The following is a 24,056-nucleotide window of genomic DNA, read 5'->3' on the forward strand; positions in this document are numbered from 1 at the left end:
CCCCCGTCGGTTGCTTCGTCGGGTAGCGGCACAGGCAATCACAAGGAGCTGCCATGACGTCGTTCCGCCCCGTCATCGCGTTGTCCAGGGGCCTCGAGGTCCTGCGGGTGATCAACCAGGAACGGCAGTCGACCGTCGGCTCGCTGCACAAGGCGACGGGGCTCAACAAGTCAACGATCGTCCGCATGCTCGAGACGCTGGAGCATGAAGGTTATGTGGTGCGCCGTACCGAGCCGGCCAGCTACGCGCCGACGGGACGCGCGCTGCTGCTCAGCGCAGGCTATGACGAGCCGACCTGGATTGGCGGCATCGCCGAACCCATCCTCAACAAATTCCGCAAGCAGATCCACTGGCCGTCAGACATTGCCGTGCTCGATCAGGAGTCCATGGTCATCGCCCACACGACGCGGGTAGACGGCTCGCTGCTGTTCAGCCGCCCGCCGGGTTTTCGCTTTCCCGTCCTCGGGACCTCGATGGGACGCGCCTATCTCGCCTTCTGCGAGCCCGCCGAGCAGGAGCGCATTGCCGCGCGGCTTGCCCTCGGTCCCGAGCCCTGGAACGATCTGGCCCGCAATCCCGACAAGCTCACCAAGGCGCTGCGCACGATTCGCAAAGCCGGGTTCGCGGTGATGGACGAGACCTACAGCCGCAGTATCTTCGGCGGCGCAGTCTGGGCGCTTGGCGTTCCCGTCGCGCTTCAGAACCGGCTGTTCGGCAGCATGAACGTGATGATGCTCCGCGAAGCAGTCAGTCCGGAGGAAGGCATACGCCGCTTCGTACCTCCGATGAAGAGGGTCGCTTCCGCACTTGCCGAGGCGCTCGGCGCCAAGCTTGCCGCGCCGGGTTCACCTGCAGGTCGGCGATGATCATTTCACACAGTGAAACGATATTTTGATTTCTTGACCCTCCTGCTTGCCCGTGTGACACCTCGTTGCGGTGGCTGCCGGCTGCCCAATGACACAGGGAAAAGAGGGAGGCCGAAGTGCGGACATCCGCGAGAATTTGGGCTGCCGCGATTGCATGCCTGACGATAGCCGCTTCTGAAACGGCTTGGGCCGAGGCCTGGCCGACCCGGGCAATCAAGATCGTCGTCTCCACGCCGGCAGGCGGCATCACCGATGCCTTCGCCCGCGCCTATGGCGACTACATCTCGCAGAAGCTCGGCCAGCCGGTCATTGTCGAAAACAAAACCGGAGCCAGCGGTGCGCTGGCAGCACAGTCGGTGAAGGATTCTCCGGCGGACGGTTACACGCTGATGTACACGATCTCGTCCACCTTGCTCGGTAACCGGCTGCTGCTGAAATCGCTGGCCTATGATCCGGACAAGGATTTCACGATCGTAGCGGTGACGCCTTCGGGGCATCTGCCGCTGGTGGTTCATTCCGCCACCAACGCAAAGACGATCGAAGAGTTCGTCGCCTATGCGCGTGGCAACAAGGTCACGGCCGGCTCGTACGGGATCGGCTCGTTCGCGCATATTGCGATCGCCGAGCTCAACCGCCAATTCGGTCTCGACATTTCCATCGTGCATTACCGCGGCGAAGCGCCGATGTGGCAGGATCTTGCAGCCGGGGTCATCCAGGCGGCGGTCGGCAGCTATCAGGCCGCGCTTCCGGTGCTCGATACCGGAATCGGCCGCCCGATTGCCGTGCCGACACCGGTGCGCATGAAGAAGCTGCCCGAGACCAAGACATTTGCCGAGCAAGGGGTCACCGGCAATGTCTTCCAGCTCATCAGCTTTACCGCGCTGGTGGCGCCCGCTGCGATGCCGGCAGACCGGATCGACATGCTCGCCAAGCTGATGGTCGAAGGCGGCAAGACGGAGCGCGTGCAGAAGCTGCTCGATGCTTTCGGCGTCGACCAGCCGGCCATGGACCGCGCATCCTCGCTTGCACTCTACGAAAAGGAAGGGCCGGTCTGGCTCGAGTCGATCAAGACGCTCGGATTGGAGCCGCAATAGCCGCCGCCGCGCTCGCCCGGGTGCGGACACCTCCTGGAGGTCAGTCCCCGAGCACATCCGCGAGCCGCAATTCGTCGGCGGCGGGATCCTTCAGGAACAGCTCGGCCTCGATCTCGTTCAGATGCGACAACATCTGCGCGCGCGCGGCCTCCCTGTCGCATTTGCGGATGGCGGCGACGATTCCGGCGTGATGATCGGTGCCGCAGGCCGGCGTGTCGTGCCGGCGGTAGAGCAGGATGATCAGCGAGGAGCGCGCAATCAGCTCCTTGAGAAAACCGAGATAGATGCTGTGGCCACTCATCTCGGCGACGAGCCGATGGAAATCGCCGGAGAGGCGGACCGAAGCACGCGCGTCGCCACGCAGCTCCGCCTCGCGTTCTTCGGCAAGATGCCGCTGAAGACGCCCGATCCAGGCAGGCGACACCGCGTCAACGGCGTGATCGACGATCGTCGGCTCGATCAGGCGGCGCGCCTCGAACACTTCGCGGGCGTCCGCAGGCGTCGGCCGCGCGACGAAGGCGCCGCGGTTCTTCTCGATGTTGACGATGCCCTCATGGGCGAGCTGTTGCAGCGCGGTGCGAACCAGCGTTCGGCTTGAGCCGTAGATCTCGCCGATCTCGTCCTCGCCGAGTTTCGTACCGGGCAGCAGGCGATGCTCGAGGATCGCCGCGGTCACGCCTTCCCGGATGCGGCTGACGCGATCGCTCGCATCGGGCGCGTCGGATTTCGGTCGGGACTTGGCGGCCATGGGGGTGAGGACTCGATCGTCGAAGATGGCGTCGAATCCTAATCGACGAGCTGTATCCAATCACAGGCGAAACTTTATACAATCCGCGCCTGTTTTGTGTGCACGCAACTGCGAAGGCGGCGAGCCGCCCAGACCCATGGAATTCGATCTAACGATCTGAGTCCGCTGCACTGTTTTGAAATTCGGCCGGCAGAGAGCGATTCAAGCACGATTGGCATGGACCTTGCGGAGAGAGGCGCAGCATCGCCCTCGCCCCGGACACGCCATGGCCACTCCCGCCGCCCTCGAACTGGTCGCCGTCAGCAAGCGCTACGACACGACGCTGGCGGTCGACACCGTCAATTTGAAGATCCCGGCCGGCACCTATTGCTGCCTGCTCGGCCCCTCCGGCTGCGGCAAGACCTCGACCTTGCGCATGATCGCCGGCCACGAGGCGGTCAGCGAAGGCGACATCATCCTGGGTCCGCAGAACGTCACCGATCTCGAACCCGCCAAGCGCGGCACGGCGATGATGTTCCAGTCTTACGCGCTGTTTCCGCACCTCACCGTGATCGACAATGTGGCGTTTGCCCTGAAAATGCGCGGCATCGACCGGGCGACGCGGCATAAGCGCGCCGGCGAGTTGCTCGAGCTGGTCGCGATGACGCCCTACGCGGCCCGCCTCCCCGCGCAGCTCTCCGGCGGCCAGCAGCAGCGCGTTGCGCTCGCCCGCGCGCTGATCACCGAGCCGCAGATCCTGTTGCTCGACGAGCCGCTCTCTGCGCTCGATCCGTTCCTGCGGGTGAAGATGCGGGGCGAATTGAAGCGGCTGCAGCGCGAGCTCGGCATCAGCTTCGTTCAGGTCACGCACGGCCAGGAAGAGGCGATGGCGCTCGCCGACCACATCGTGGTGATGAACCAGGGCAGGATTGAACAGCAGGGAAGTGCCCGCGACATCTTCCATCATCCCCGCACCGAATTCGTGGCGCGCTTCATCGGCGGCCACAACGTCCTCAGCGACGCAGGCAAACTCATCGCCGTGCGCGCCGATCAGCTCGGCATCGTGCCGATCGCCGACGGCGCGGTCGGCGCGCCGGCGCTGCTGACCCAGACCGAGTACCAGGGCTCCTACATCGCCGTCTCGCTCACGCTCGAAGACGGGACCGCCCTGTTCTCCCACCTCCCCGAGGCCGCCTTCGACGTCCACCAGTTCCGGCCGGGCGATCGCGTGCTGGCTACCTGGGATCCCGCCAAGGCGCAACGTCTGCAATAGCGCCGATCAATCACCGGAATGCGCAACAGAGGAGTGAGTGATATGACCGAAACGACCAGGAAGAAGGGCCTTAGCCGCCGCACGCTACTCAAGAGCACCGCGGGTCTCGCTGGCCTTGCCGCCGGCTCCGGCGCCATCACCGGCTTTCCCTATGTGATGTCGGCCGAGCCGAAGGTGCTGCGCTATCTCGGCACCGCCGTGAACGAGGGCGACGAGATTTCCAAGCAGTGCTTGAAGGACACCGGCATCAAGATCGAATACATCACCGCGACCACCGACGACGTCACCAAGCGCGTGATGACCCAGCCGAACTCCTTCGACGTGCTGGACACCGAATATTTCGCGCTGAAGAAGATCGTGCCCTCGGGCAACATCCTTGCCCTCGACGCCAGGAAGATCAAGGAATTCGACAACATCACGCCTGTCTTCACCAAGGGCCAGACGCCCGGCGGCAAGAAGATCGGCGGCCAGGGCACCGCACCCTGGAAGGTGCTCTATCTCGAAGGCAAGGACTCCAAGAAGTTCGCGACGTCCGCGACCGAATTCGTCACCCTGATCCCGACCGTCTACAACGCCGACACGCTCGGCATCCGGCCCGACATCATCAAGCGTCCGATCAGCTCGTGGGCCGAGCTGCTCAATCCCGAATTCAAGGGCAAGGCCTCGATTCTCAACATCCCCTCGATCGGCATCATGGATGCCGCGATGGTCGTGGAAGCCACCGGCAAGTACAAATATGCCGACAAGGGCAACATGACCAAGGAAGAGATCGATCTCACCATGAAGGTGATGACCGAGGCCAAGAAGGCCGGTCAGTTCCGCGCCTTCTGGAAAGACTTCAACGAGAGCGTCAACCTAATGGCCTCGGGCGAGACCGTCATCCAGTCGATGTGGTCGCCGGCGGTGACGAAGGTCCGCTCGATGGGGATTGCCTGCACCTTCCAGCCGCTCAAGGAAGGCTATCGCTCCTGGGCCTCGGGCTTCTGCGTTTCCAAGGGCGTCTCGGGTGCGAAGCTCGAATGGGCCTATGAGTTCGTCAACTGGTTCCTGTCCGGCTACGCCGGCGCCTATCTCAACCGCCAAGGCTACTACTCAGCCGTGCTCTCCACGGCGAAGGCGCATATGGAGCCTTACGAGTGGGCCTACTGGATGGAAGGCAAGGCGGCCGAGAAGGACATCAAGGCGCCCGACGGCTCGCTGCTCGAAAAGGCCGGCGCCGTGCGCGACGGCGGCTCTTACGAAGACCGCATGGGCGGCGTCGCCTGCTGGAACGCCGTGATGGACGAGAACGACTACATGGTCCGCAAGTGGAACGAGTTCATCGCGGCGTAATCTGATGGACACGTCAGAGGACATCCTGCAACAGGCATCCCCGGACCTGGTCCGGGGATCGGAGACGGCGCGCCGCCGCAAAGCGGTGCGACTGTCACCCTCCTTCATCTCCTGGCTTCAGGCCGGGCCGATGATGCTGGTGTTCCTCGCCTTCTTCCTGATCCCGCTCGTCTTCGTCGTCATCGTCTCGTTCTGGGACTACAACGAATATCAGTTGCTGCCGGCCTTCTCGGGCCGCGGCTACACCGACACGTTCGAGGGCTGCATCGCGCAGCTCCCCGATCTCTGCACCATCGCCAAGACTTATCTGAAGACGCTGAAGCTGTGCTTCCTCGTGTGGATCATCACACTCTTCATCGGCTTCTGGGTCGCCTACTTCCTCGCCTTCCACGTCAAATCCAAAACCTGGCAGATGGGACTGTCACTGCTCTGCACGATTCCGTTCTGGACCTCCAACGTGATCCGCATGATCGCCTGGATCCCGCTGCTCGGGCGCAATGGCCTTGTCAACTCAGGCTTGGTCAAGACGGGGCTGATCAACCATCCCGTTGAATGGCTGCTGTTCTCCGAATTCTCCGTGGTGCTGGCGCTGGTGCACCTCTTCACCTTCTTCATGGTGGTGCCGATCTTCAACTCGATGGTGCGCATCGACAAATCGCTGATCGAGGCTGCCTATGACGCCGGCGCGACCGGCTTCCAGACGCTCGTCAACGTCATCATCCCGCTCGCCAAGCCCGGCATCGTGATCGGCTCGATCTTCGTCATCACCATCGTGATGGGCGACTTCATCACCATCGGCGTAATGGGTGGCCAGCAGATCGCGGCAGCCGGCAAGATCATCGAGACGCGGGTGAACGCGCTGCAATTCCCGGCCGCCGCGGCCAACGCCGTGATCCTGCTCGTCATCACGTTCCTGATCATCACCATGATGTCGCGCATCGTCGACATCAAGAAGGAGCTCTAGAGCATGAAGGAAGGACGCCCGCGCTCTTTCTACGTGCTTGCGATCTTCTTCGCAGCCTACACGCTGTTTCTCTACGGCCCGATGATCGCGATCTACGTGCTGTCGTTCCAGGGGCCGCAGGGCGGCCTCACCTTCCCGATGAACGGTGTGTCGACTTTCTGGATCGCAAAACTGTTCCAGGGCACCGGCATCGTCGATCTCGGCGCGGCCTTTCGCCGTTCGCTGCTGCTCGGCATTATCGTGATGATCGTTACCGTCGTGCTGTCGGTCGCCGCGGGCATGGCGTTTCGCCGCAAGTTCAAGGCGCAGAGCATTTTGTTTTATTCGGCGATCGCGAGCCTGATCGTGCCCTCGATCATCACATCGCTCGGCATCTCGCTCGAATTCCGCATCATCGACGATCTGATCAAGGCGCATTGGAACGAGAATTTCGAGACCTCGATGGGGCTGCTCACCTCGGGCCTCGGTGCACATTTGACCTGGACACTGCCGTTCGGCCTACTCATCATGTTCGCGATCTTCAACCGCTTCGACCCGCGCCTCGAGGAAGCCGCGCGCGATCTCGGCGCGACGCCGTGGCAGGCCTTCCGTCATGTCGTGCTGCCGATCATCCTGCCCTCCGTGATCGGCATTGGACTGTTCGGCTTCACGCTATCCTGGGACGAGCTCGCACGCTCCAGCCAGGCGATCGGTGCGGTGAACACGTTGCCGCTCGATCTCCAGGGCCTCACCACCACCGTGACCAACCCCGACATCTATGCGCTCGGCACCGTGATCTCCGCCGTCTCGTTCACGGTGATCAGCCTTGCGCTCGGCACCATCCACGTGTTGAACAGGCGGCAGGCGGCCAAAGGCTCGGACGCCGGCAAAGGGCTTGTCTGATCTGATGCGACTCCACGTCGTCAACCCCAACACTACGGCGTCGATGACGGCGAAGATCGCCGCCGCGGCGCGCAGCATCGCCCTGCCCGACACATTGATCGACGCGCGCCAGCCGGCGATGGGTCCGGTTTCGATCGAGGGATTTTACGACGAGGCCTTCGCCGTCCCCGGCATGCTCGGCTGCATCCGCGAGGCCGATCGCGACGGCGCGGACGCGCATATCATCGCCTGCTTCGACGACACCGGCCTCGACGCCGCGCGCGCCGCGGCAAAGGCACCCGTGATCGGCATTGGCGAGGCGGGCTTTCACATGGCGAGCCTGATCGCCGCGCGCTTCGCCGTGGTGACGACGCTCGGTGTCTCGATCGTGCCGATCGAGCATAATTTGCGGAAATACGGCCTGGCTGAGCGCTGCGCCCGCGTCCGCGCCGCCGAGGTGCCGGTGCTCGCGTTGGAGGAGCGCAACACCGACGCGCTCGCAAAAATCTCCACGGAGATCACAGCCACGATCCGCGACGACCGCGCGGAGGCCATCGTGCTCGGTTGCGCCGGCATGGCCGATCTCGCCAATGAACTCGCCGCCACGCACGGCCTGCCCGTGATCGACGGCGTCGCCGCCGCGGTGACCTTGGCGGAATCACTGGTGCGACTGGGACTGAAGACCTCCCGGCTCGGGCCCTACGCGGCGCCGCGCTCGAAGACCTATTCAGGTCCGTTTTCGCCGTTTCAGCCCTGATCTCTGCCCCTGACGGGCGTTCGGAGGCGTCAAGGCCTCATGATTGTTGGTTTTTTTGCTCTTAGCCTCTTTTTGGTCCCATTCCTTGCCGAAACGTAACGCTTTCGGGACACCCGGCGGCCTCAGGGTTGCCGGTCTTCGCCACTCACCAAGTTTCAATTTGGGTTTTGTCAGCGATGATCGATCTCGCAGAGGACGCACCGTCCAACCCGCTTCTTCGCCTCGGCGCTCAGCCCATCGCGCTGACCGCCGCCGCCCTCCTCCTGCTGATCGCCGGTGTGACCTCGATCGCGATCTGGCGCGCCTATACCGGCTCAGCTCCTGAGACCGACCGGGTGGTGGCGTCGCGGCAGCTTCAGGCTCGCACCGCACAGGCGTCCGAGCAGCTGGTCGAGAAGACCAAGGGGCTGGAAGCAACCCAGCAGGAATCGATTGATCAGCTTCAGGTCGTGCAGGACCAGCTTCAGAGTGTGAAGCGCTTGCTCGCATTCCAGCAGGCCGACACCAAGCGTCTGTCCGAGCAGGTCACGACACTGAACGAATCCATCGACGGCCTGCGGCAATCCTTTGCCAGCGCCCGGGCGAGCGAGGCGGAGACTCCCTCGGTTACCCGCAGGAAACCTGCACGGCATCGTGTCCATGCCAGTGCACGCAAGCGCTCGCGCGGCTGAGCAGCCGTCGCCGCCTAAATTTTTGGACTTGTGAACTGGATCACATTCGCCCGTGTGATTCCAAGCGATGCTCGCCGTTACCGGATGGCGTGAGCCGATTTCAATGTCCGGGGCTGGCAAGGTCGTTGACGGTATATTGCGTCAGCGACCTTGTTTTTTAACGGGTACCGCCGCCTATTCGCAGACATCCACGGGGCGGATGCGCCAGCCCGACGGCGTCATGACGCGCTTGCGCACGACGTAGCAGCCGCCATAGCCACCATCGTCGTAGCCGGTACCATAGTAATAGGGATCGCCGTAATACGGTTGGCCATAGCCGTAATAGCTGCCGTAATAACCCGCGCCGGCGATACCCGCCCCGATGGCGATTCCCGGCCAGAAGCCGCCGCCGCGCCAGCCGCCTCCGTGGCTCCAGCCTCCGCCATGGCCCCAACCGCCACCACCGTGTCCGAAACCGCCCCGCGCCTGGGCGGCCTGTGGGGCTGACAGCCCGACTATCGCGACGGCCAGCGCCGTCAACATCATCTTGCGTAACATCACTCGATCCTCCGCGTGGAGACGCTCCACGCTTCAAAGCAGGACCAAGCTAATTGGCTTGCGGCGTTCCTGACAGCCTCACTGTCTCACTTCCCCGCGAGCATCAGCAGCCGCGGCAGATGCTCTTGAGCTTCTTGTCGAGCAGCCGGTCCTCGGCGTTGACGGCGGCATCGGTCCCCCTACCCCCGCCTGCGCCGGTGGTGCCTCCTGATGCAGCATTCGCACCGGACGATTGGGCGGTGCCCAGACTGTTGGTGCCAGGCGCAGTCGCCGGAGAATTGGCCACACCTCCGGCCGATCCCGCAGAGCCGCCGGTGGCTTGCGCGAACGATACGGCGGGCATGGCGCCAAGGGCGAAGATCACGATCACGGTCTTGATTGAACGGGTTGTGGGCAATCTGGCCATTGAATTCTCCTTCGCCGGTCAACCGCCGCAGCAATGACCGGTTCCGGAACAAATGCCGTCGCATCAGCTTGAAACCGGGAGGGCGGGCACGATCACGCTCAGGCTGATCTTCGGCTCCGGAAACAGGAAGGCGCAGTCACGATGAACGATCGCGATGCTTTTGCAGAAGGCGAACGCGCGGCGCGTAAGAACATTCCGGCGGAAGCCAATCCGTACCAGGACGGCAGCGACGAGCATGCCCTATGGTCCGCGGGGCACGAGAAGGTCGCAAGCGCACTAGAAGCGCGCGAGTCCGAAGGAAGCTGAGCTCACCCGATCCGCTTGAGGCCCTTCGTGAAGCGCGGGCCGTTCGCCACGTAGAACTTCGCCGCGCTGCCCATCTTCTGCACCTGGGCGTCGTCAAGCGTGCGGATCACCCGCGCCGGCGAACCGATGATCAGGGACCGTTCGGGGAATTCCTTGCCCTCAGTGATGACGGAGCCGGCGCCGACGATGCTGTTGCGGCCGATCCTGGCGCCGTTCATCACGATGGAGCCCATGCCGACGAGCGCGCCCTCCTCGATGGTGCAGCCGTGCAGGATGACGTTGTGGCCGACCGTACAGTTCCTGCCGATGTGAAGCGGAAAACCGAGATCGGTGTGGCAGGTCGAGCCGTCCTGCACGTTGGCGCCCTCGCCGATCTCGATCCATTCATTGTCGCCGCGCAGCACCGCGCCGAACCAGACGCTCGCGCCCGGCTTCAGGCGCACGCGGCCGATCACGGTGGCGGTCTCCGCGATGAAGTAGTTGCCGTCGGCGGGAAGGTCGGGCGCCTGCCCGTCGAGCTCGTAGATCGCCATGAGGGTCTCCTGTCGGGTCAACCCCAGCCATAGCGAAACGGCAGCCTTGACGCAAAGGGCCGCCGCGCAGGCAGCCCTACAGCGCGCGCATCAGACCAGAACGCCGGCCGCGCGGAGCGTCATCAGGACGAAGGTGCCGCTCATCATGCTCCAGAAGCCGGCGATGACGGTGGCCATCATCACGAATTCGACGCGACGGCTCTCCAGCTGCCTGCCACGCAGGGTGTTGCGCATGATGATGAAGGGTGCCGCGAACACCAGGAACGGAACCGCCGCGAAGGTCTTCGGCGCCACGCCGTCCTGCAACAGACCGAAGCCGGCCGGCCGCTGTGCGACCGTCTGGTATCCGCTCACGAGCGCTCCCGCGAGCGCGAAACCGATGCCGATCGAGAAGAATGTATTGAGAGCTTCAGGTGTCATCGGAACGGTCCGCCCTTACGCAACGCGAGGTACCTTCCTGTGACAAAGAGTGCCGGTTAACGCTACATTATCCTTAAGGGAAGGTTAACGCCGCCGGCCGTCCCACGCAGGCCTCTCTCCCTTCCCTGCAGCCGGTGAACGCTCCGCGAAACCGCCACCACGTGGCATATTCGACGCTGATTCGTCGGCCATCGGCCGACTTCCGGCTCATTCGCGCGGCTCATGACGGTGTTTTCGGCAATTTCCCCTCAGTCTCCCCGGGCGCGCACCCGGGGCCACGTGATCCCGATCGTGCTCGGCGGCATTGCCGCGGTGTGCGCCGTCGCGCTCGTCGCCTATTTGTTGTGGCCGACCTGGGGCTCGAGCGGCGCGAGCGCCCCGGACAAGCTGCCGGTGAGCGTCGGCGGCACGCTGTTCAACCTGCCGACCAACGCGATCCGCATGAAGATCCAGCGCCACTCCGGGCCGCAGGAGCGGATCGATCTCGACTTCCTGTATCCTTCGCTAGAGCCGCCGGGCGCGCCTAAGCACGTCACCGCCGATAGCGTGGATGCGGCGATGCAGCCGATCGACCGCATCTTCCTGTCGATCGCCGCGCATCGCGATGCGCTCTCGCCCGAGCAGCGCGTAGCCACGATCTATCCGCGCTATCTCGACCAGGCCGCGGCAACGCCCCAGGACGGGCTGACGATGCGGATGTTCCGCGCCGACACGCCTTACGGCAGCGAGGATCTCTATTCTGCTGCAAGTCCGGCGCTGACCGCGCGCTGCACCCGCGATGGAGCGACGCCCGGCATGTGCCTTGCCGAACGACGCGTCGGCGGCGCCGACCTCACTTTCCGCTTTCCGCGGAGCTGGCTGTCGCAATGGCGCGATGCGGCGGAAGCGATGGAGAAGCTGACGGCGCAGTTGCGGGGACCGAAGGGGTAAGCGGCCCCGAGCCTCCAAAACAAAAACTGCGAAAACAACCCCATGCACAGTAGCCAAGTGCCTGGCACGACTTCGTATTTTTGAAGCCGGCTTTGGGAAAACTCGCCCCCTCCGACAATTCGTCTCTTTCGAAAAAATTCAATGCCGCGGGCCATTCAAACGCCGATCTCCTTGTGATCGCGCCAGCGATAAGTCGGCAGATCCAGCTTGTCGGCAAGGTCTCGGCCAATGGCGAGTCTCGCCGCGCCCGGCAACGAGAACGCCCTCACGACCTGATTGCGAAACCACAATCCCAATGACGTCCGCGGCGCAAATGCCGCGGCGAAGCGCTCCGCTCCGCGCTGCTTGGCGCCGATATAGCTGCGAAGGCGGGTCTCATAGGCGCTGAATGCTTCCTCGTGGCGCCCGTCGGCGCGCGCGAGCTCTCCCGCAAGCACATAGGCAGAGATCATGGCCAGAGCCGAGCCCTGCCCGGCGACGAGCGAGACGCAGAACGCAGCGTCTCCAATCAGCACGACGCGGCCCCGCGACCAGCCGTCCATCCTGATCTGACTGACCCGGTCGCAATACAAATCATCGCTGCGCTCGAGTTCGTTCAGAATGTCTGGGCATTCCCAGCGGACGTCGCGATAGAGATCACGCAGCTGTGCCTTCTGTGCGGCAGGCTCGCCTGCATCACCGCGAAACACGAAGAGGAACAAGGCGCGATCATCGCGCAGCGCGAAACGGCCAACCATACGGCCCGGCCGGTTGTGCATCAGATACACATTCTCGTCGCGATGGCGATAGCCGCGGGTCTCGAATGCCGCGACGCCATAGCCGAGATTTCTTTCGAACGTCCCGATCGAGCCGAACGCAAGACTGCGCACCTGCGAATGCAGGCCGTCAGCACCGACGACGAGATCGAAACGTCGGCTCCCGCCGCGCCGCAACTGCACGTCGACCCATTCAGGCTGCTGCTCCAGGCCAACGATCTCCTCATCGAAGATCGTTTCAATGCCATCGCGGACCGTACCGTACAGCAGGCGCGACAGATCGCTTCGTGCCAGAGTGACGTAACGCCCGCCTGTGAGATCGTCGAGGACGTTCGTACCAAATCCGGCGACACGCCGGCCGCGATCGTCGACGATCCGCATTTCCCTGACGCGGTAGCCGGCGCTTTCGATCGCCGGCAACAGCCCCATCCGTTCGGCGATGTCGTAGCCCAGTCCCCAGAAATCGATCACGTAGCCGCCATGACGAAGCTCGGGCGCGCGTTCCACCAGCGTCGGCTCGTAGCCTCCGGCACGCAGCCAATACGCGAGCGTAGGCCCGGCGATCCCCGCCCCGGAGATCAGCACTGTTCGCATGGACGGAACGTGGGAAGAGCGTCGGCCGATCGCACCGCTGCGTCAGACACTAAATGGTGAGGGCGGGAAGTTCCGCCTCACGAATCGGGTCGCATCACTCCTGATCGACGAGATCGTCCTCGAGGATCGCCATCTGGAACTGGAACGAGCGATCATCGTCCTCGTCGTCGACGAAGAGCACACCGATGAATTCCTCGCCGATATAGACCTCGGCGGAATCATCCTTCTTCGGCCGCGGCACGACGCGGATCTTGGGATTGCCGAATACGCGCTTCAGATACGCGTCGAGCTTCCTAACTTCCTTGACGTCCACGGCAAGTCTCCAATCGAAATCTGGGTTGGCGCGGGTTTTAGGACGAGACGCGACCAACCGCCAGCATGAATTGCCAAAGAATTTTGGGGACCGAAAGGGGCGGAAAATCCCGCCCTTCCGACAAGCTCGAAGTCCCGCCTCAAAGTCCCATGGCGTTGATCATCTGATCCATGGTGCGTGACGGCTCGGCGCAGCCGGCTTCGCCGACGACCTTGGCGGGCACGCCTGCGACCGTCACGTTGTGCGGCACGGGTTTGACCACGACCGAGCCCGCCGCGATGCGCGCGCAATGGCCGATCTCGATATTGCCGAGGATCTTCGCGCCGGCGCCGATCAGAACGCCGTGGCGGATTTTCGGATGACGATCCTCGTTCTCCTTGCCGGTGCCGCCCAGCGTGACGCCATGCAGGATCGAGACGTCGTCCTCGATGAGCGCCGTCTCACCACAGACGAAGCCGGTGGCGTGGTCGAGGAAGATGCCGCGGCCGATGCGCGCGGCGGGATTGATGTCGGTCTGGAATACCGCAGACGCCCGACTCTGCAGATAATACGCAAAATCCTTGCGGCCCTTCAGATAGAGCCAATGCGCGAGGCGGTGGGTCTGGATGGCGTGAAAGCCCTTGAAATAGAGCAAGGGATCGATGAAGCGCGAGGTCGCGGGGTCACGGTCGTAGACGGCGACGAGATCGGCGCGGAAGGCGTTGCCGAGATCGGGGTCGTCGCGCAGCGCCTCGTCATAGGTCTGGCGCACGAGATCGCCCGACAGCGCGGAGTGATCGAGCCGGTCGGCGACGCGATGGATCACCGCATCTTCCAGGCGGCTGTGATGCAGCACCGTCGAATAGATGAAGGTCGCAAGCTCCGGCTCGCGATGGACGATGTCCTCCGCTTCGCCGCGGATCCGATCCCAGATCGGATCGAGCGTTGCGAGCTTTCCTCCCGGATTGACCTGATGCACTGCCATGAGATCTGCTCTTTCGAATTGGCTCGTTTCGGTGGTTCTATAACACAGTCTAGGCGACAAAGTCCTGACGGGCTTGCCTGAGAGTGAACAGTGCGTTGCCCAGCGAGGGTATGCCAACACGTTGAATCAAAACAGTTTCTTCCGATGCCTCCGGCGGCAAGGTCGGCTCAAAATGGTCAGGGTTTCGCCAAATTCAAGTCGGGCGGCGTCAAACTATTGGTGAATTCCGCCTCAACGGTGATTGCGGGCATGGTCCGAGTGAGGACGGAGCGGATTTGACCATCACTACCGATCATTTGCGCGCGGGCGCCGCTGATACCCTCTGGCTGCGGCTGGCCGCGGTCGCCCTGCCGCTCCTGATGATCGCGCCGGCGTTCTGGAACGGCTATCCGCTGTTGCAATGGGATACCGGAGGCTATCTGGCGCGCTGGTACGAGGGCTATCTCGTCCCGAGCCGCTCCACCGTGTTCGGCATCTATCTGCACTATGGCGAGAGTTCTGGTTTCTGGATCAACCTCGCGGTCCAGTCGCTGGCGACGCTGTGGCTGTTGCAGCTCACCTTGCGCGTGCTCTCGATGATGCAGACGTTCCGTTTCGTCGCGATCAGCCTGCTCCTGATCCTGTCGACCGCGCTGCCCTGGCTTGCGAGCATGTTGCTCACCGACATTTTTGCAGGCTTGTCGGTGCTGTCGCTATTCCTGCTGGTCATCGGTGGGCAGCGGACCTCGGCGCTCGAAAAGATCACGCTGTTCGTCTTCACCGCCTTTGCCGCCGCGACCCACAGCGCCACGCTCGGCGTGCTGCTCGGTCTCTGCGTCGTCGGCTGGATGATGCGGCCATTTCTGCGCGCGCGTCTGCCCGTCGCAGGACTGGCGAAGGCGAGCCTGACCATCGTCGTGGGCGGGCTGATGCTGGTGTCAGCCAACCATGCGCTGTCAGGCAAATGGGCCTGGACGCCCGGCGGCACCGGCGTTGCCTTCGGCCGCATGATGCAGGACGGCATCGTTGCGCGTTATCTCAACGACCATTGCCCGCGTGAAAGACTCAAGCTCTGCCCCTATCGCGACCAATTGCCGGCGACCGCCGACGAATTCCTGTGGGGCAAGAGCATGTTCAACACGCTCGGCCGCTTCGAGGGCATGAACGACGAGATGGGCACCATCGTCGTGGGGTCGCTCGCCGACTATCCGGCCTGGCAGGCCGGCGCGGCGTTGCGGGCGCTGGGTCAGCAATTGCTGCATGTCGCGACCGGCGAAGGCACCAATGGCTGGATCCCGCACACCCGCGGCATCATCGAACGCTATATTCCCTCGCAGGCCGCGCCGATGCGCGCCGCGCGCCAGCAGCATTGGGCTCTCGACTTCGACACCATCAACTGGCTGCATGTGCCCGTCGCGCTGGCCTCGATGCTGGCGCTCGTTGTGCTGCTCGGCCACGCGCTCATACATCGCCGGCTGGACGATCTGACGCTGCTGGCGGCGACGGTGACTCTGGCGCTGCTCGGCAACGCCTTCATCTGCGCCGTCATCTCCGGCCCCCACGACCGCTACGGCGCGCGGATGGTGTGGGTTGCGACCTTCGTGGTGCTGATGGCCCTCGCGCGACGGTTTGGCGAGGACAGCAAGCCGGGATGAGATTGGCCGCTTCGCGGTCGATCACCCTGCCGACGGCGCCGAGAAAGGGAGCAGCTTGCCGGTGAGCAGGAGCTGCTCGAGGTCGCCGTCGGTTGCATTGGTCGCCAGTCTGATAACAGCCCTTAGCGGGCTCCAGCACCGCGCCCGCCGCCTGGCAGTCAGGTCCGCAAGTGACCCACAGCGGACATCAGGGGGCGATGTAGCGCTTTCTCCGTCACGCGTTGAGGTATCCTAAATCCTGCAATGGTAGCTCAACTGCATGGAATGGATAATCGCTTTGGCGGCTTTAGTGTTTCTTTACAGTCGCGTGACGCGCGCTGGTGACCGGCTCGCCGAATTGAAGCCGACAGGAATGCTGCGCTCGCCGCTGTTCTACGCACAAACGGCGCTCCTTTGCGTTCTATTGATGCTTATGTTGGCTCCGGGTTACCTGCCACACGAGCGGTGGGCTGTTGCCGGCTATCTTGTCGTCCTGGTGATCGTGGTAGCAGCGCTGTTGTTCGTGCGGCGCGCATTGAAATGGCGCTACCCCGTTTAAGGCGATCACTTGTGCTTCTGCCCTTTGCTGACCTGCGGCACGCAGCCGGTCGAGGACCGCTTCTGACCCATAGCTGACCTTCGGCCCACATACTGAAAATTCAGCATGCGTGACGCTTTTGGTTGACTGAAGGGCTAGATGCAACCAAGTGGACCAGATGCGATTTGCCCCTTTGCGCCTCGGCGCTTTAGCCCTCCTTGCGCTCTGTCTCGCAGGATGCGGGAAAAGTGAGAGCTATCGTTACAAGCTGACTGTGGAGGTCAATACGCCGGAGGGCGTCAAACGAACGTCCAACGTCGTCGAAGTTCAGTTCTCCGGCGTCTCAGTTCCCGCGCGTGGCGTGATGCACGAACTGAACGGTGAAGCCCTATACCTCGATCTTGGTGGCGGAAAACGTCCACTGATCGTCTCAATCGTGAACCGACGTCATCCCCGTTATGGCAACGATGTGCGCTGGTCGCGTGACGGAGGGCCAAGCGAAAGCCTACTGTCCGAGCTTTACGGTGCCCAACTAAAGGGCGATGATCTTCTTGAGAAAATCTCTTCGCTCTCAACAAAAAGAGGCACTCATGAGATCCGTCCCGATGATCTTCCTGACCTCTTGACGTTCGGGGACGTCAATGTGCCGAGCAGTGTCATGGAAGTTGATCGTCACAATCTCCCGGCCTCACTTGGACAAAACGTGAGCTGGGCTAAGGTCACTCTTGAGGTTACCGATGAGCCCGTCACGAAGAACATCAATAGTAAGCTGCCTTGGTTGCAAGAATACTTTGAAAAGAATCTCAGATTGGATGGAGCCGGCCACGGAGCGAAGCGGGAGTTGGCTAACATTCTGAGCTGGTCGGATTTCGAGCAGACCCGCGACTTGAAACGAACTCGGTAGCCAGAGCGACCGGCTATCGTTTGTCTGCTTGTGGCACTTAGTCGACCTTGGCACTTGCTCCTGAGATGTTTGCAAGTGACCCAAAGCGGGCGACCAACATCACCGCTCGCGGCTCGCACGCCAGCTGGCCGCTCTTGCTTTTAGTCGCAGTGATCTGCGAACAGGCTCTGAACGCGGCTCTACTTCGGGATCGTGCCTATCTACGGTCTCTCGCTCATTGTGCGGTCGGTTTGACGCGATGATCCTCCCGACGATTGCACCAATTCCGAAACCGCCGAGACCGACAAATACACTTAGTGCCAAAGCAATGAAGACGTACAAGTCGCCGTGCTTTTCAAGTAGATAGCCAAGGAACACTAGACCCGGGATGTTAGCCAAGGCAGCCAATCCCCAGCCCCACGCGACACGACGCGGGAAGAAGTATGCAAAACACAAAACAGCGACAACAAAGCCTGCTGCACTACAGAGTAGAATTGTAGCAATCATTGCGACTCTCTACCGGATCAGATCCTTCGCATGTCAAAACGGATCGAGATAACACGCTTAGTAGAAACGGATGGAAGTCTTAACCTGACGTTAAATTCGCGTGTCGACAGCTTCGACGTCGGCTTGTGGCCCTGAGCGGACATGCTGGGCGACCTGGTTCTGACGTCCGATAACCGGCGTTAGCGGACTCAAGGATTATGCCGCTCTCAGCCGCGACGTGAGAGAAAATCGAGCACACCGGTCTTGTAGACCTTGTCGCCGACGGCACGCATATGATCGCGGCCGGGAATGTCGAGCACTTCCGAACCGGGGATGATGGCGCCGAGTGCGCTGGCCGAACCCGCGACGTCGTCGGTGCTGCCGACCGCGATCAGCACGGGCACGTCGATGCGCGCAGCTTGCTCTTTCGTCATCAGGTCGCGCGTGCCGCGCAGGCACGCAGCGAGCGCACGGCGGTCGGAACGGGTCTGGTCTGCAAAAGCACGAAACGTGCGGCCAACGGGATCGGTGACGTCGTCGAGCGAGGGCGCCTCCAACGCCTTGGCGACGTTCTCTCCGGGCCCGGTGCCCTCGATCAGGCCGCCGATGCCGATGCCGCCGAGGATTGCCGAACGCAGGCGCTGCGGCTCGTTGAGGGAGAGCCAGGCCGTCATCCGTCCGCCCATCGAATAGCCCATCAGATCGGCCTGCGGGATGGCGAGGTGATCCATCAGCGCGAGCACGTCGCCAGCCATGGTCGGGATCGAGTATTGCGCGGGCTCGTAGAGCTTTGCGCTTTCGCCATGGCCGCGATTGTCCAGCGCAATGACGCGGCGGCCGTTCTTGCGCAACTCCGAGACCCAGGTTGGATAGACCCAGTTCACGTTCTTGCTGGAGGCAAAGCCGTGCACCAGGATGATCGGATCGCCCTCGCCTTCGTCGAGATAGGCAATTTCAACGGCGCCGTTGTGAAAGCTCGGCATCATCAGTTCCGCAATCTTGAGGGGAAGAGGTATCTTAGACGGTGACGGGAGCGCTCGCCAGAACGGCTTCGGCGGCGATCCGGGCCTGGCGAAGTCGCCGCGCCCGTCTGCGATCGCACCAGGCCTGGGTCAGGCGCTCCGTCGTCGCCTTGATCGAGGACAACAGGCCGAACAGCGTCAAGGCCGCACCGAACAGCCAAAGTGCAAGATTGAACGCCCCGCCGATCAGCAGCAGCGCGCCGCGGCCGAGCAGCTTCAGGATCGCGCGCGTCTTGCCGCCCTGCGCTTCCGCGAGCCGCGCCGCGCGTGCGACGTCCTTCGGACCTTCAGCGATGCGCAAGCTATCCATTGCGCCGCGCGTGCCGGTCTTCTCGACGACGCGCGTGACATCCTTGCCGAGCCGAACCAGCGCGCCGGCCTTTTCCGCGCGGAACGCCGCCTTGATCGCGCTGACGGTCTCGCCCGGACGGAACACCGAACCCTTCGCGACCGCATTCTGAAGCATCGGCGCATCGACGACCTCGCGGGCGGACCGGCCGGCCCATACCGCCAGTCCCTCGCCGAGCCGGCCCACCTTGCGCGCGTCCTTCACCAGCGTCAGCCCCGCGCGAACCGGCGCGGCACCGCCGACGGAGACGTAGGTCACGGCCGTAACCGCGAGACCCGCGGCCGCGAGGCCCAGCACCAGGCGATCGGTCTCCTCGCCCATCGCGAGGTGCTTGCCCTCCCGGACGACGTCCCGGATGTCGCCGATGACAAAGAGATCCCCGGCCACGGTCCCCGACAGGCTCGCAACATCGTCCGCGTTGCCAGTGACGAGACCGGTGGCAAACCGTTTGGCGAAATGCGAGGTGGAATTTTCGGCTTTGACCGCGTCGCCGACACGGCTCAGGAGGTCGTCAGGCAGTGCGATGTTGCGGTCGCGCGCCAGCGCGACAAAACTGTCGGCAAGATCGGCATCGCCCGATGCGAGCGCGATCTCGATGTTGTCCTGAATCAGGCGGTCGTTGTGCCGCAGCAGCGCGTCGAGCTTGATCTCGGAGAGCGCGGCGGGATCGTCCTGGGCGGCCAGGATCGCGCCGGCCTCGCGGGCATGGGGTGCTACCTGCGCGAGCATGAAGCCGCACGCCATGATACCGGTCAACGCTGTGCTGATTCGCAACCATTTCATGCGGAGAGCCTGGACGGTCCTGAGATCGTTGACGCCTGACGGTTCGTCTTTCGTCGCAATTACGCTCGTCCACAGACATAGTATGCCAAAATTGCGACACAACGTCCCCGACGAAAGAAGGGCTTCTCTCAGGCCGCAAGATTGTGTCGAATTTGCATGAGCAAATGAGCATGGGGCATTGCGGGGCTTTCGGTTCCGCTGGGCTAGCAATCATCCACACCCACCAGTATGGTCCGCGGCGCCTTAATAATGCCGCGTCAGTCGTGATTGTGTCTGCCGCCATTGCCACTCCAGGATGAGTACGATGTCCGACCATGTCGTCCCGCACTTCCACAACGATGCCGGTGTCCCCGTCATCGAGATCGGCTCGCAAGAGTTCATGTGCGTGGGCGCCAACCCTCCGTTCGATCATCCGCACGTCTTCCTCGACCTCGGCAACGACAACGAGATCATCTGCCCCTACTGCTCGACGCTGTACCGTTTCGCCGCCGACCTGAAAGCGGGCGAAGCCCGTCCGCCGGAATGCGTCCTGAAGGACAAGGTGGCCTGACCGCTTCCATCGGCCAGGGGTGGCGCTCTCCCGAACGATTGTCATCGCCGGTGCCGGCATCGGTGGACTGACGGCTGCGCTTGCGCTCGCGGCCCGCGGCTTCCGCATCGTCGTCCTGGAAAAGGCCGAGCGGCTCGAGGAAGTCGGCGCCGGTCTGCAACTCTCTCCCAATGCCAGCCGCGTGCTGGTCGAGCTCGGCCTCACCGAGCGCCTCAAGCTGCGCGCCGTGATCCCGGACGCGGTCTCGATCATGAGCGCGCGGGCCGGCGGCGAACTCTTGCGCATGCCGCTGGGAGAAGCCGCCGCCGCGCGCGCCGGCGCCCCCTATTGGGTGGTGCACCGCGCCGACCTGCAATCCGCACTCGCCGGCGCAGTCTCCGACCATCCCGATATCGACCTGAAACTCGGCGCGACCTTCGAAGACGTCGCGCCTCACGCCAAGGGGCTGACGGTCGTCCATCGCAGCGGCACGATCCGGCGCAGCGATCTCGCCAGTGCGCTGATCGGTGCCGACGGCATCTGGTCGACGGTGCGCCAGCATCTGTTTCCCGAGGTGCAGCCGCGCTTCTCCGGGCTGATCGCCTGGCGCGGCACGCTGGATGCCACGCAGCTGCCGAAGGACTACACCGCGCGCCGGGTCCAGCTCTGGATGGGCCCGAATGCCCATCTCGTTGCCTACCCGATCGCGGGCGGACGCCAGATCAACGTGGTCGCGGTGCTGCCGGGCACCTGGAACAGACCGGGCTGGAGCACGCCCGGCGATTCCCTCGAGGTGATGGACGCCTTCGCCGCGCCGCGCTGGCCGCCCGCGGCGCGCATGATGCTCGCCACGGTCGATAGTTGGCGGAAATGGGCGCTGTTCGGCGTGCCTGACGACTGCCCCTGGAGCAAAGGCCCGGTCGCGCTGCTCGGCGACGCCGTGCATGCGATGCTGCCGTTTGCGGCGCAGGGCGCCGGCATGGCGATCGAGGACGCCGCGGTGCTCGCGCAGCATTTGAGCCTTGAGGTCGCCGAGAGCGCCGCGGGCATCACGGCTGCGCTGAAACAATACGGCCGGACGCGCCAGGCGCGCGTGCGGCGGGTGCAGCGGACCGCGCGGCAGCAAGGCCGCATCTATCATTTCACTGGGCCGCTCGCATACGCGCGCGATCTTGCGGTCCGCGCCCTCGGCCCGGAACGTATGCTGGCACGGCAGGACTGGATTTACGGCTGGCGACCCTGATGCGAGGCGCTGGTTTCAGCGCACTGCTCTTGTCGATTTCGCGCCAGGCCTGATCGGGCCAGGATCGGCTGCGGGCGCCGGCGCAGCGGCCGGCTTCGCTTCGGGCGGCGTTTCCCGGCACTTGTTGCGGCGCCAAGCGTCGTCGGCCATCTGCGCCCGCCCGCGGACCCCGACGTAGTCGTTGCGATAGGCAAGCTCCGACACGACGGCGCCGCCCGCGCCGGTCTCTGCCTTGTCCATCAGCCTCTGCAACTCCATGGTGCGGCTAGCGAGCGACTTGCGCTCGCCTTCGAGCTGCTTGCAATCGTACAATTCGTACCTGCCGGGATCGGCAAACGCCGGAGCGACCGTCTCGCTCATGCCGGCGCAGCCGGACTGCGCGAAGCCGGCCGCGAGCAGCGCGGCGGCCACGCAGCACGTGCGCAGGCGATGTTGGATCAAAGCAGACATCGAATCAAAGCTGGCATGTCGGATGAATAGTCCCCGTCGATTGAGAATGCCTAAAGCAACAACACATGTCCGGATTGAGGCTTTGCCTTGTGCCGCCGGCTCGCCTAAGGAAGAACCGCCTTTCCGGCCTGCAAACGCCAATTCCAGACCGCCGGCAAGGGACTTAAGTGATTGATCTCGTTGGATCAAGCGGGCATGGCGGAATTGGTAGACGCAAGGGACTTAAAATCCCTCGGCGCGCAAGCGCTGTGCCGGTTCGACCCCGGCTGCCCGCACCACGAAAGCTGCGCGGACGATGCCGCCGCGCGCAGCGGCCGCGAGCGCTGATACCTCATCAATCCCTGTCTGCTCCTGCACCGCCTGCCAGCCATCCCGAAACATCGCTTGTGCAACGCAGCATCGGAGTTAGACAAGGGCCTCAAATCAGAGGTGAGCTACTTGTCCGACGTCAATGCCGACGATTGGGTGTCCTCGGGACACCGCCCCATGAGTTTTCCCGAATTCGTCATCGTGATTGCGTCGATCATGGCGCTGAATCCGCTTGCGATGGACATGATGCTCCCGGCGCTGCCCAACATCGGGTCGGCCTTCAATATCCCCGTCGCCAACCATCTTCAGCTGGTGCTGTCGACCTTCCTGATCGGCTTTGGCGCGGGCCAATTCGTCATGGGACCGTTGTCGGATCGCTTCGGCCGCCGCCCGGTGCTGCTCGGCGGGATGGCGGTCTATGCGGTGGCGAGCGTGCTGGCGATTGCTGCGCCGTCGTTCGAGACGCTGCTGCTGGCGCGCGCACTGCAGGGCTTCGGCACCTCGGCGACGCGCGTGATCGCGACCTCGATCGTGCGCGACTGTTACGTCGGCCGCCGCATGGCGAGCGTGATGTCGCTTGCGATGATGATCTTCATCGCCGTCCCCGTAATCGCCCCCTCGTTCGGACAGGCGGTGCTGCTGGTGACGCAATGGCGCGGCATCTTCGTCGTGCTGATGCTCTACGGTCTGCTCGCTCTCGCATGGTCCGTGCTGCGGCTTCCGGAGACCCTGCCTGAGAGCGAACGCAGGTCGCTCGCGCCGGCCGACGTGCTCACGGCCTACTGGCAGACCGTGACCCATCGCCAAACCCTCGGCTACGCGCTCGCAGCTGGCAGCGTCATGGGTGCGCTGTTCGCCTACGTATTTTCGGCCCAGCAGGTTTTTGTCGGCATCTATCACCTCGGCCATTATTTTCCACTCGCCTTCGCCGCGATCGCGGCCGGCACCGCCATTGCCGGCTTTCTCAATGCAAGATTCGTCGGGACCCTCGGCATGCGCGTGATCTCGCACGGCGCGCTGACGCTCTACACCGCCGTGGCGGGTGTGATGCTGCTGACCGAAAGCCTGGGCGCGTTGCCGCTTCCCCTGTTCATGGTGCTCTCGGCGCTCATGATGTTCTCGTTCGGCATGATGGTCGCCAACTTCACCGCACTCGCCATGGAGCCGCAGGGCCACATCGCCGGCACGGCGTCCTCGCTCTACGGCTCGATCACGACGCTGATCGGCATCGCCGTCGGCATGGCGATCGGACAAAGCTTCGACGGCACGCTGATGCCGTTCTCGGTCGGCTTCTTCGTGTCGTCACTCGCCGCGCTCGCGATCGTGCTGGTGGTGGAGAGGGGACGGCTGTTCAAGCCGCATCATCGCGCCATCGGCTGAGGAACTTCGCGGCGCTCTCGATGTTGTACTGCAACAATTTGAAAAGGCGCTTCAATGGAACCGAAACACCGCAAAGACCACGACGCCGCGGAGCGGGCGAAGACGGAACGCACGCCGTCGAGCACCGAAACGACCGCCTTCACCGTGCCATTCGCGAGTGAAGGGCTC

27 protein-coding genes and 1 tRNA gene are annotated in these 24,056 nt (G+C 63.5%); 17 read left to right on the top strand and 11 right to left on the bottom strand.

From position 1 onward, the window contains the following. The first annotated feature begins 53 nt into the window (after positions 1 to 53). Positions 54 to 866, top strand: a complete 813-nt coding sequence (locus tag AC0L3U_RS33295) for a helix-turn-helix domain-containing protein (protein ID WP_473350175.1) — start codon at positions 54 to 56, stop codon at positions 864 to 866. Positions 867 to 982: 116 nt separating this feature from the next. Then, positions 983 to 1,960 carry a Bug family tripartite tricarboxylate transporter substrate binding protein gene (locus tag AC0L3U_RS33300; RefSeq protein WP_473287668.1) on the top strand — a complete coding sequence of 326 codons (978 nt, stop codon included), beginning with the start codon at positions 983 to 985 and terminating at the stop codon, positions 1,958 to 1,960. A gap of 40 nt (positions 1,961 to 2,000) precedes the next feature. Here AC0L3U_RS33300 and AC0L3U_RS33305 read toward each other — a convergent pair whose 3' ends face one another. After that, entirely contained in the window at positions 2,001 to 2,708 is a 708-nt protein-coding gene (locus AC0L3U_RS33305; RefSeq protein ID WP_473364574.1) for a GntR family transcriptional regulator, read from the bottom strand. Between the two features lie 265 nt (positions 2,709 to 2,973). On the opposite strand from AC0L3U_RS33305, the gene AC0L3U_RS33310 reads away from it, so the two are divergent. The 6 genes from AC0L3U_RS33310 to AC0L3U_RS33335 all read left to right on the top strand — a co-directional run bounded on the left by AC0L3U_RS33310 (position 2,974) and on the right by AC0L3U_RS33335 (position 8,545). Beyond that, entirely contained in the window at positions 2,974 to 3,960 is a 987-nt protein-coding gene (locus tag AC0L3U_RS33310) for an ABC transporter ATP-binding protein (protein ID WP_275174674.1), read from the top strand. Between the two features lie 42 nt (positions 3,961 to 4,002). Beyond that, positions 4,003 to 5,292 carry an ABC transporter substrate-binding protein gene (locus tag AC0L3U_RS33315; protein WP_027567791.1) on the top strand — a complete coding sequence of 430 codons (1,290 nt, stop codon included), beginning with the start codon at positions 4,003 to 4,005 and terminating at the stop codon, positions 5,290 to 5,292. Positions 5,293 to 5,296: 4 nt separating this feature from the next. Further along, positions 5,297 to 6,256 (top strand): ABC transporter permease, encoded by a 960-nt coding sequence (locus tag AC0L3U_RS33320; RefSeq protein WP_473364575.1) that lies wholly within the window; start codon positions 5,297 to 5,299, stop codon positions 6,254 to 6,256. 3 nt (positions 6,257 to 6,259) lie between these two features. Further along, entirely contained in the window at positions 6,260 to 7,138 is an 879-nt protein-coding gene (locus AC0L3U_RS33325) for an ABC transporter permease (RefSeq protein ID WP_027567789.1), read from the top strand. 4 nt (positions 7,139 to 7,142) lie between these two features. Beyond that, positions 7,143 to 7,874 (top strand): aspartate/glutamate racemase family protein, encoded by a 732-nt coding sequence (locus AC0L3U_RS33330; RefSeq protein ID WP_473364603.1) that lies wholly within the window; start codon positions 7,143 to 7,145, stop codon positions 7,872 to 7,874. 176 nt (positions 7,875 to 8,050) lie between these two features. Beyond that, positions 8,051 to 8,545: a hypothetical protein gene (locus AC0L3U_RS33335; RefSeq protein ID WP_247362229.1), complete on the top strand. Its 495-nt coding sequence runs from the start codon at positions 8,051 to 8,053 to the stop codon at positions 8,543 to 8,545. Between the two features lie 174 nt (positions 8,546 to 8,719). Here the strand turns inward: AC0L3U_RS33335 and AC0L3U_RS33340 are convergent, their stop codons facing one another. Together AC0L3U_RS33340 and AC0L3U_RS33345 are read right to left on the bottom strand one after the other, a co-directional pair. Next, on the bottom strand, positions 8,720 to 9,082 hold the full coding sequence (locus tag AC0L3U_RS33340; RefSeq protein WP_473364604.1) for a hypothetical protein: 363 nt from the start codon (positions 9,080 to 9,082) through the stop codon (positions 8,720 to 8,722). Positions 9,083 to 9,185: 103 nt separating this feature from the next. Continuing rightward, positions 9,186 to 9,488 (bottom strand): hypothetical protein, encoded by a 303-nt coding sequence (locus AC0L3U_RS33345; RefSeq protein WP_456769321.1) that lies wholly within the window; start codon positions 9,486 to 9,488, stop codon positions 9,186 to 9,188. A gap of 141 nt (positions 9,489 to 9,629) precedes the next feature. On the opposite strand from AC0L3U_RS33345, the gene AC0L3U_RS33350 reads away from it, so the two are divergent. Beyond that, positions 9,630 to 9,794, top strand: a complete 165-nt coding sequence (locus tag AC0L3U_RS33350; RefSeq protein ID WP_473287676.1) for a hypothetical protein — start codon at positions 9,630 to 9,632, stop codon at positions 9,792 to 9,794. 2 nt (positions 9,795 to 9,796) lie between these two features. Here AC0L3U_RS33350 and AC0L3U_RS33355 read toward each other — a convergent pair whose 3' ends face one another. Both AC0L3U_RS33355 and AC0L3U_RS33360 read right to left on the bottom strand, forming a co-directional pair. After that, positions 9,797 to 10,327 (bottom strand): gamma carbonic anhydrase family protein, encoded by a 531-nt coding sequence (locus tag AC0L3U_RS33355; RefSeq protein ID WP_027567784.1) that lies wholly within the window; start codon positions 10,325 to 10,327, stop codon positions 9,797 to 9,799. Between the two features lie 90 nt (positions 10,328 to 10,417). Beyond that, complete coding sequence (locus tag AC0L3U_RS33360) at positions 10,418 to 10,747, bottom strand: DUF6949 family protein (RefSeq protein WP_473350183.1); 330 nt, start codon at positions 10,745 to 10,747, stop codon at positions 10,418 to 10,420. 222 nt (positions 10,748 to 10,969) lie between these two features. On the opposite strand from AC0L3U_RS33360, the gene AC0L3U_RS33365 reads away from it, so the two are divergent. Then, on the top strand, positions 10,970 to 11,677 hold the full coding sequence (locus AC0L3U_RS33365) for a hypothetical protein (protein WP_473364576.1): 708 nt from the start codon (positions 10,970 to 10,972) through the stop codon (positions 11,675 to 11,677). A 155-nt stretch (positions 11,678 to 11,832) separates the two neighbouring features. Here AC0L3U_RS33365 and AC0L3U_RS33370 read toward each other — a convergent pair whose 3' ends face one another. The 3 genes from AC0L3U_RS33370 to cysE all read right to left on the bottom strand — a co-directional run bounded on the left by AC0L3U_RS33370 (position 11,833) and on the right by cysE (position 14,303). Next, on the bottom strand, positions 11,833 to 13,026 hold the full coding sequence (locus tag AC0L3U_RS33370) for an FAD-binding domain (RefSeq protein WP_473364577.1): 1,194 nt from the start codon (positions 13,024 to 13,026) through the stop codon (positions 11,833 to 11,835). Between the two features lie 94 nt (positions 13,027 to 13,120). Then, positions 13,121 to 13,339: a DUF3126 family protein gene (locus tag AC0L3U_RS33375; RefSeq protein ID WP_007602550.1), complete on the bottom strand. Its 219-nt coding sequence runs from the start codon at positions 13,337 to 13,339 to the stop codon at positions 13,121 to 13,123. A gap of 139 nt (positions 13,340 to 13,478) precedes the next feature. Next, positions 13,479 to 14,303, bottom strand: a complete 825-nt coding sequence (gene cysE, locus AC0L3U_RS33380) for a serine O-acetyltransferase (RefSeq protein ID WP_007602549.1) — start codon at positions 14,301 to 14,303, stop codon at positions 13,479 to 13,481. A 275-nt stretch (positions 14,304 to 14,578) separates the two neighbouring features. Here cysE and AC0L3U_RS33385 point away from each other — a divergent pair, with 275 nt between their 5' ends. The 3 genes from AC0L3U_RS33385 to AC0L3U_RS33395 all read left to right on the top strand — a co-directional run bounded on the left by AC0L3U_RS33385 (position 14,579) and on the right by AC0L3U_RS33395 (position 17,358). Continuing rightward, positions 14,579 to 15,937 (top strand): hypothetical protein, encoded by a 1,359-nt coding sequence (locus AC0L3U_RS33385; RefSeq protein ID WP_473364578.1) that lies wholly within the window; start codon positions 14,579 to 14,581, stop codon positions 15,935 to 15,937. A gap of 259 nt (positions 15,938 to 16,196) precedes the next feature. Beyond that, the gene (locus tag AC0L3U_RS33390; RefSeq protein ID WP_473350187.1) at positions 16,197 to 16,475 is read left to right on the top strand and encodes a hypothetical protein; all 279 of its coding nucleotides are present in this window, start codon (positions 16,197 to 16,199) and stop codon (positions 16,473 to 16,475) included. Positions 16,476 to 16,623: 148 nt separating this feature from the next. Next, the gene (locus tag AC0L3U_RS33395; protein ID WP_473364579.1) at positions 16,624 to 17,358 is read left to right on the top strand and encodes a hypothetical protein; all 735 of its coding nucleotides are present in this window, start codon (positions 16,624 to 16,626) and stop codon (positions 17,356 to 17,358) included. 692 nt (positions 17,359 to 18,050) lie between these two features. Here the strand turns inward: AC0L3U_RS33395 and AC0L3U_RS33400 are convergent. Both AC0L3U_RS33400 and AC0L3U_RS33405 read right to left on the bottom strand, forming a co-directional pair. Continuing rightward, a complete protein-coding gene (locus AC0L3U_RS33400; RefSeq protein ID WP_473364580.1) occupies positions 18,051 to 18,806 on the bottom strand; it encodes an alpha/beta fold hydrolase in 756 nt (251 codons plus the stop codon). A gap of 34 nt (positions 18,807 to 18,840) precedes the next feature. Beyond that, entirely contained in the window at positions 18,841 to 19,977 is a 1,137-nt protein-coding gene (locus tag AC0L3U_RS33405; RefSeq protein WP_473364581.1) for a hypothetical protein, read from the bottom strand. 304 nt (positions 19,978 to 20,281) lie between these two features. Between AC0L3U_RS33405 and AC0L3U_RS33410 the strand changes: the two genes are divergently transcribed. Next, entirely contained in the window at positions 20,282 to 20,527 is a 246-nt protein-coding gene (locus AC0L3U_RS33410) for a zinc-finger domain-containing protein (RefSeq protein WP_007602543.1), read from the top strand. Between the two features lie 19 nt (positions 20,528 to 20,546). Further along, on the top strand, positions 20,547 to 21,749 hold the full coding sequence (locus AC0L3U_RS33415) for an FAD-dependent monooxygenase (protein WP_473364582.1): 1,203 nt from the start codon (positions 20,547 to 20,549) through the stop codon (positions 21,747 to 21,749). A 15-nt stretch (positions 21,750 to 21,764) separates the two neighbouring features. Here AC0L3U_RS33415 and AC0L3U_RS33420 read toward each other — a convergent pair whose 3' ends face one another. Continuing rightward, positions 21,765 to 22,199: a twin-arginine translocation pathway signal gene (locus AC0L3U_RS33420; protein WP_456769314.1), complete on the bottom strand. Its 435-nt coding sequence runs from the start codon at positions 22,197 to 22,199 to the stop codon at positions 21,765 to 21,767. Positions 22,200 to 22,388: 189 nt separating this feature from the next. Between AC0L3U_RS33420 and AC0L3U_RS33425 the strand changes: the two genes are divergently transcribed. Further along, a tRNA-Leu gene (locus tag AC0L3U_RS33425) sits at positions 22,389 to 22,477 on the top strand. A gap of 160 nt (positions 22,478 to 22,637) precedes the next feature. Beyond that, complete coding sequence (locus AC0L3U_RS33430; protein WP_473364583.1) at positions 22,638 to 23,888, top strand: multidrug effflux MFS transporter; 1,251 nt, start codon at positions 22,638 to 22,640, stop codon at positions 23,886 to 23,888. Positions 23,889 to 24,056 lie beyond the last annotated feature (168 nt).

Source organism: Bradyrhizobium sp. Kon69 (genome assembly GCF_055807515.1).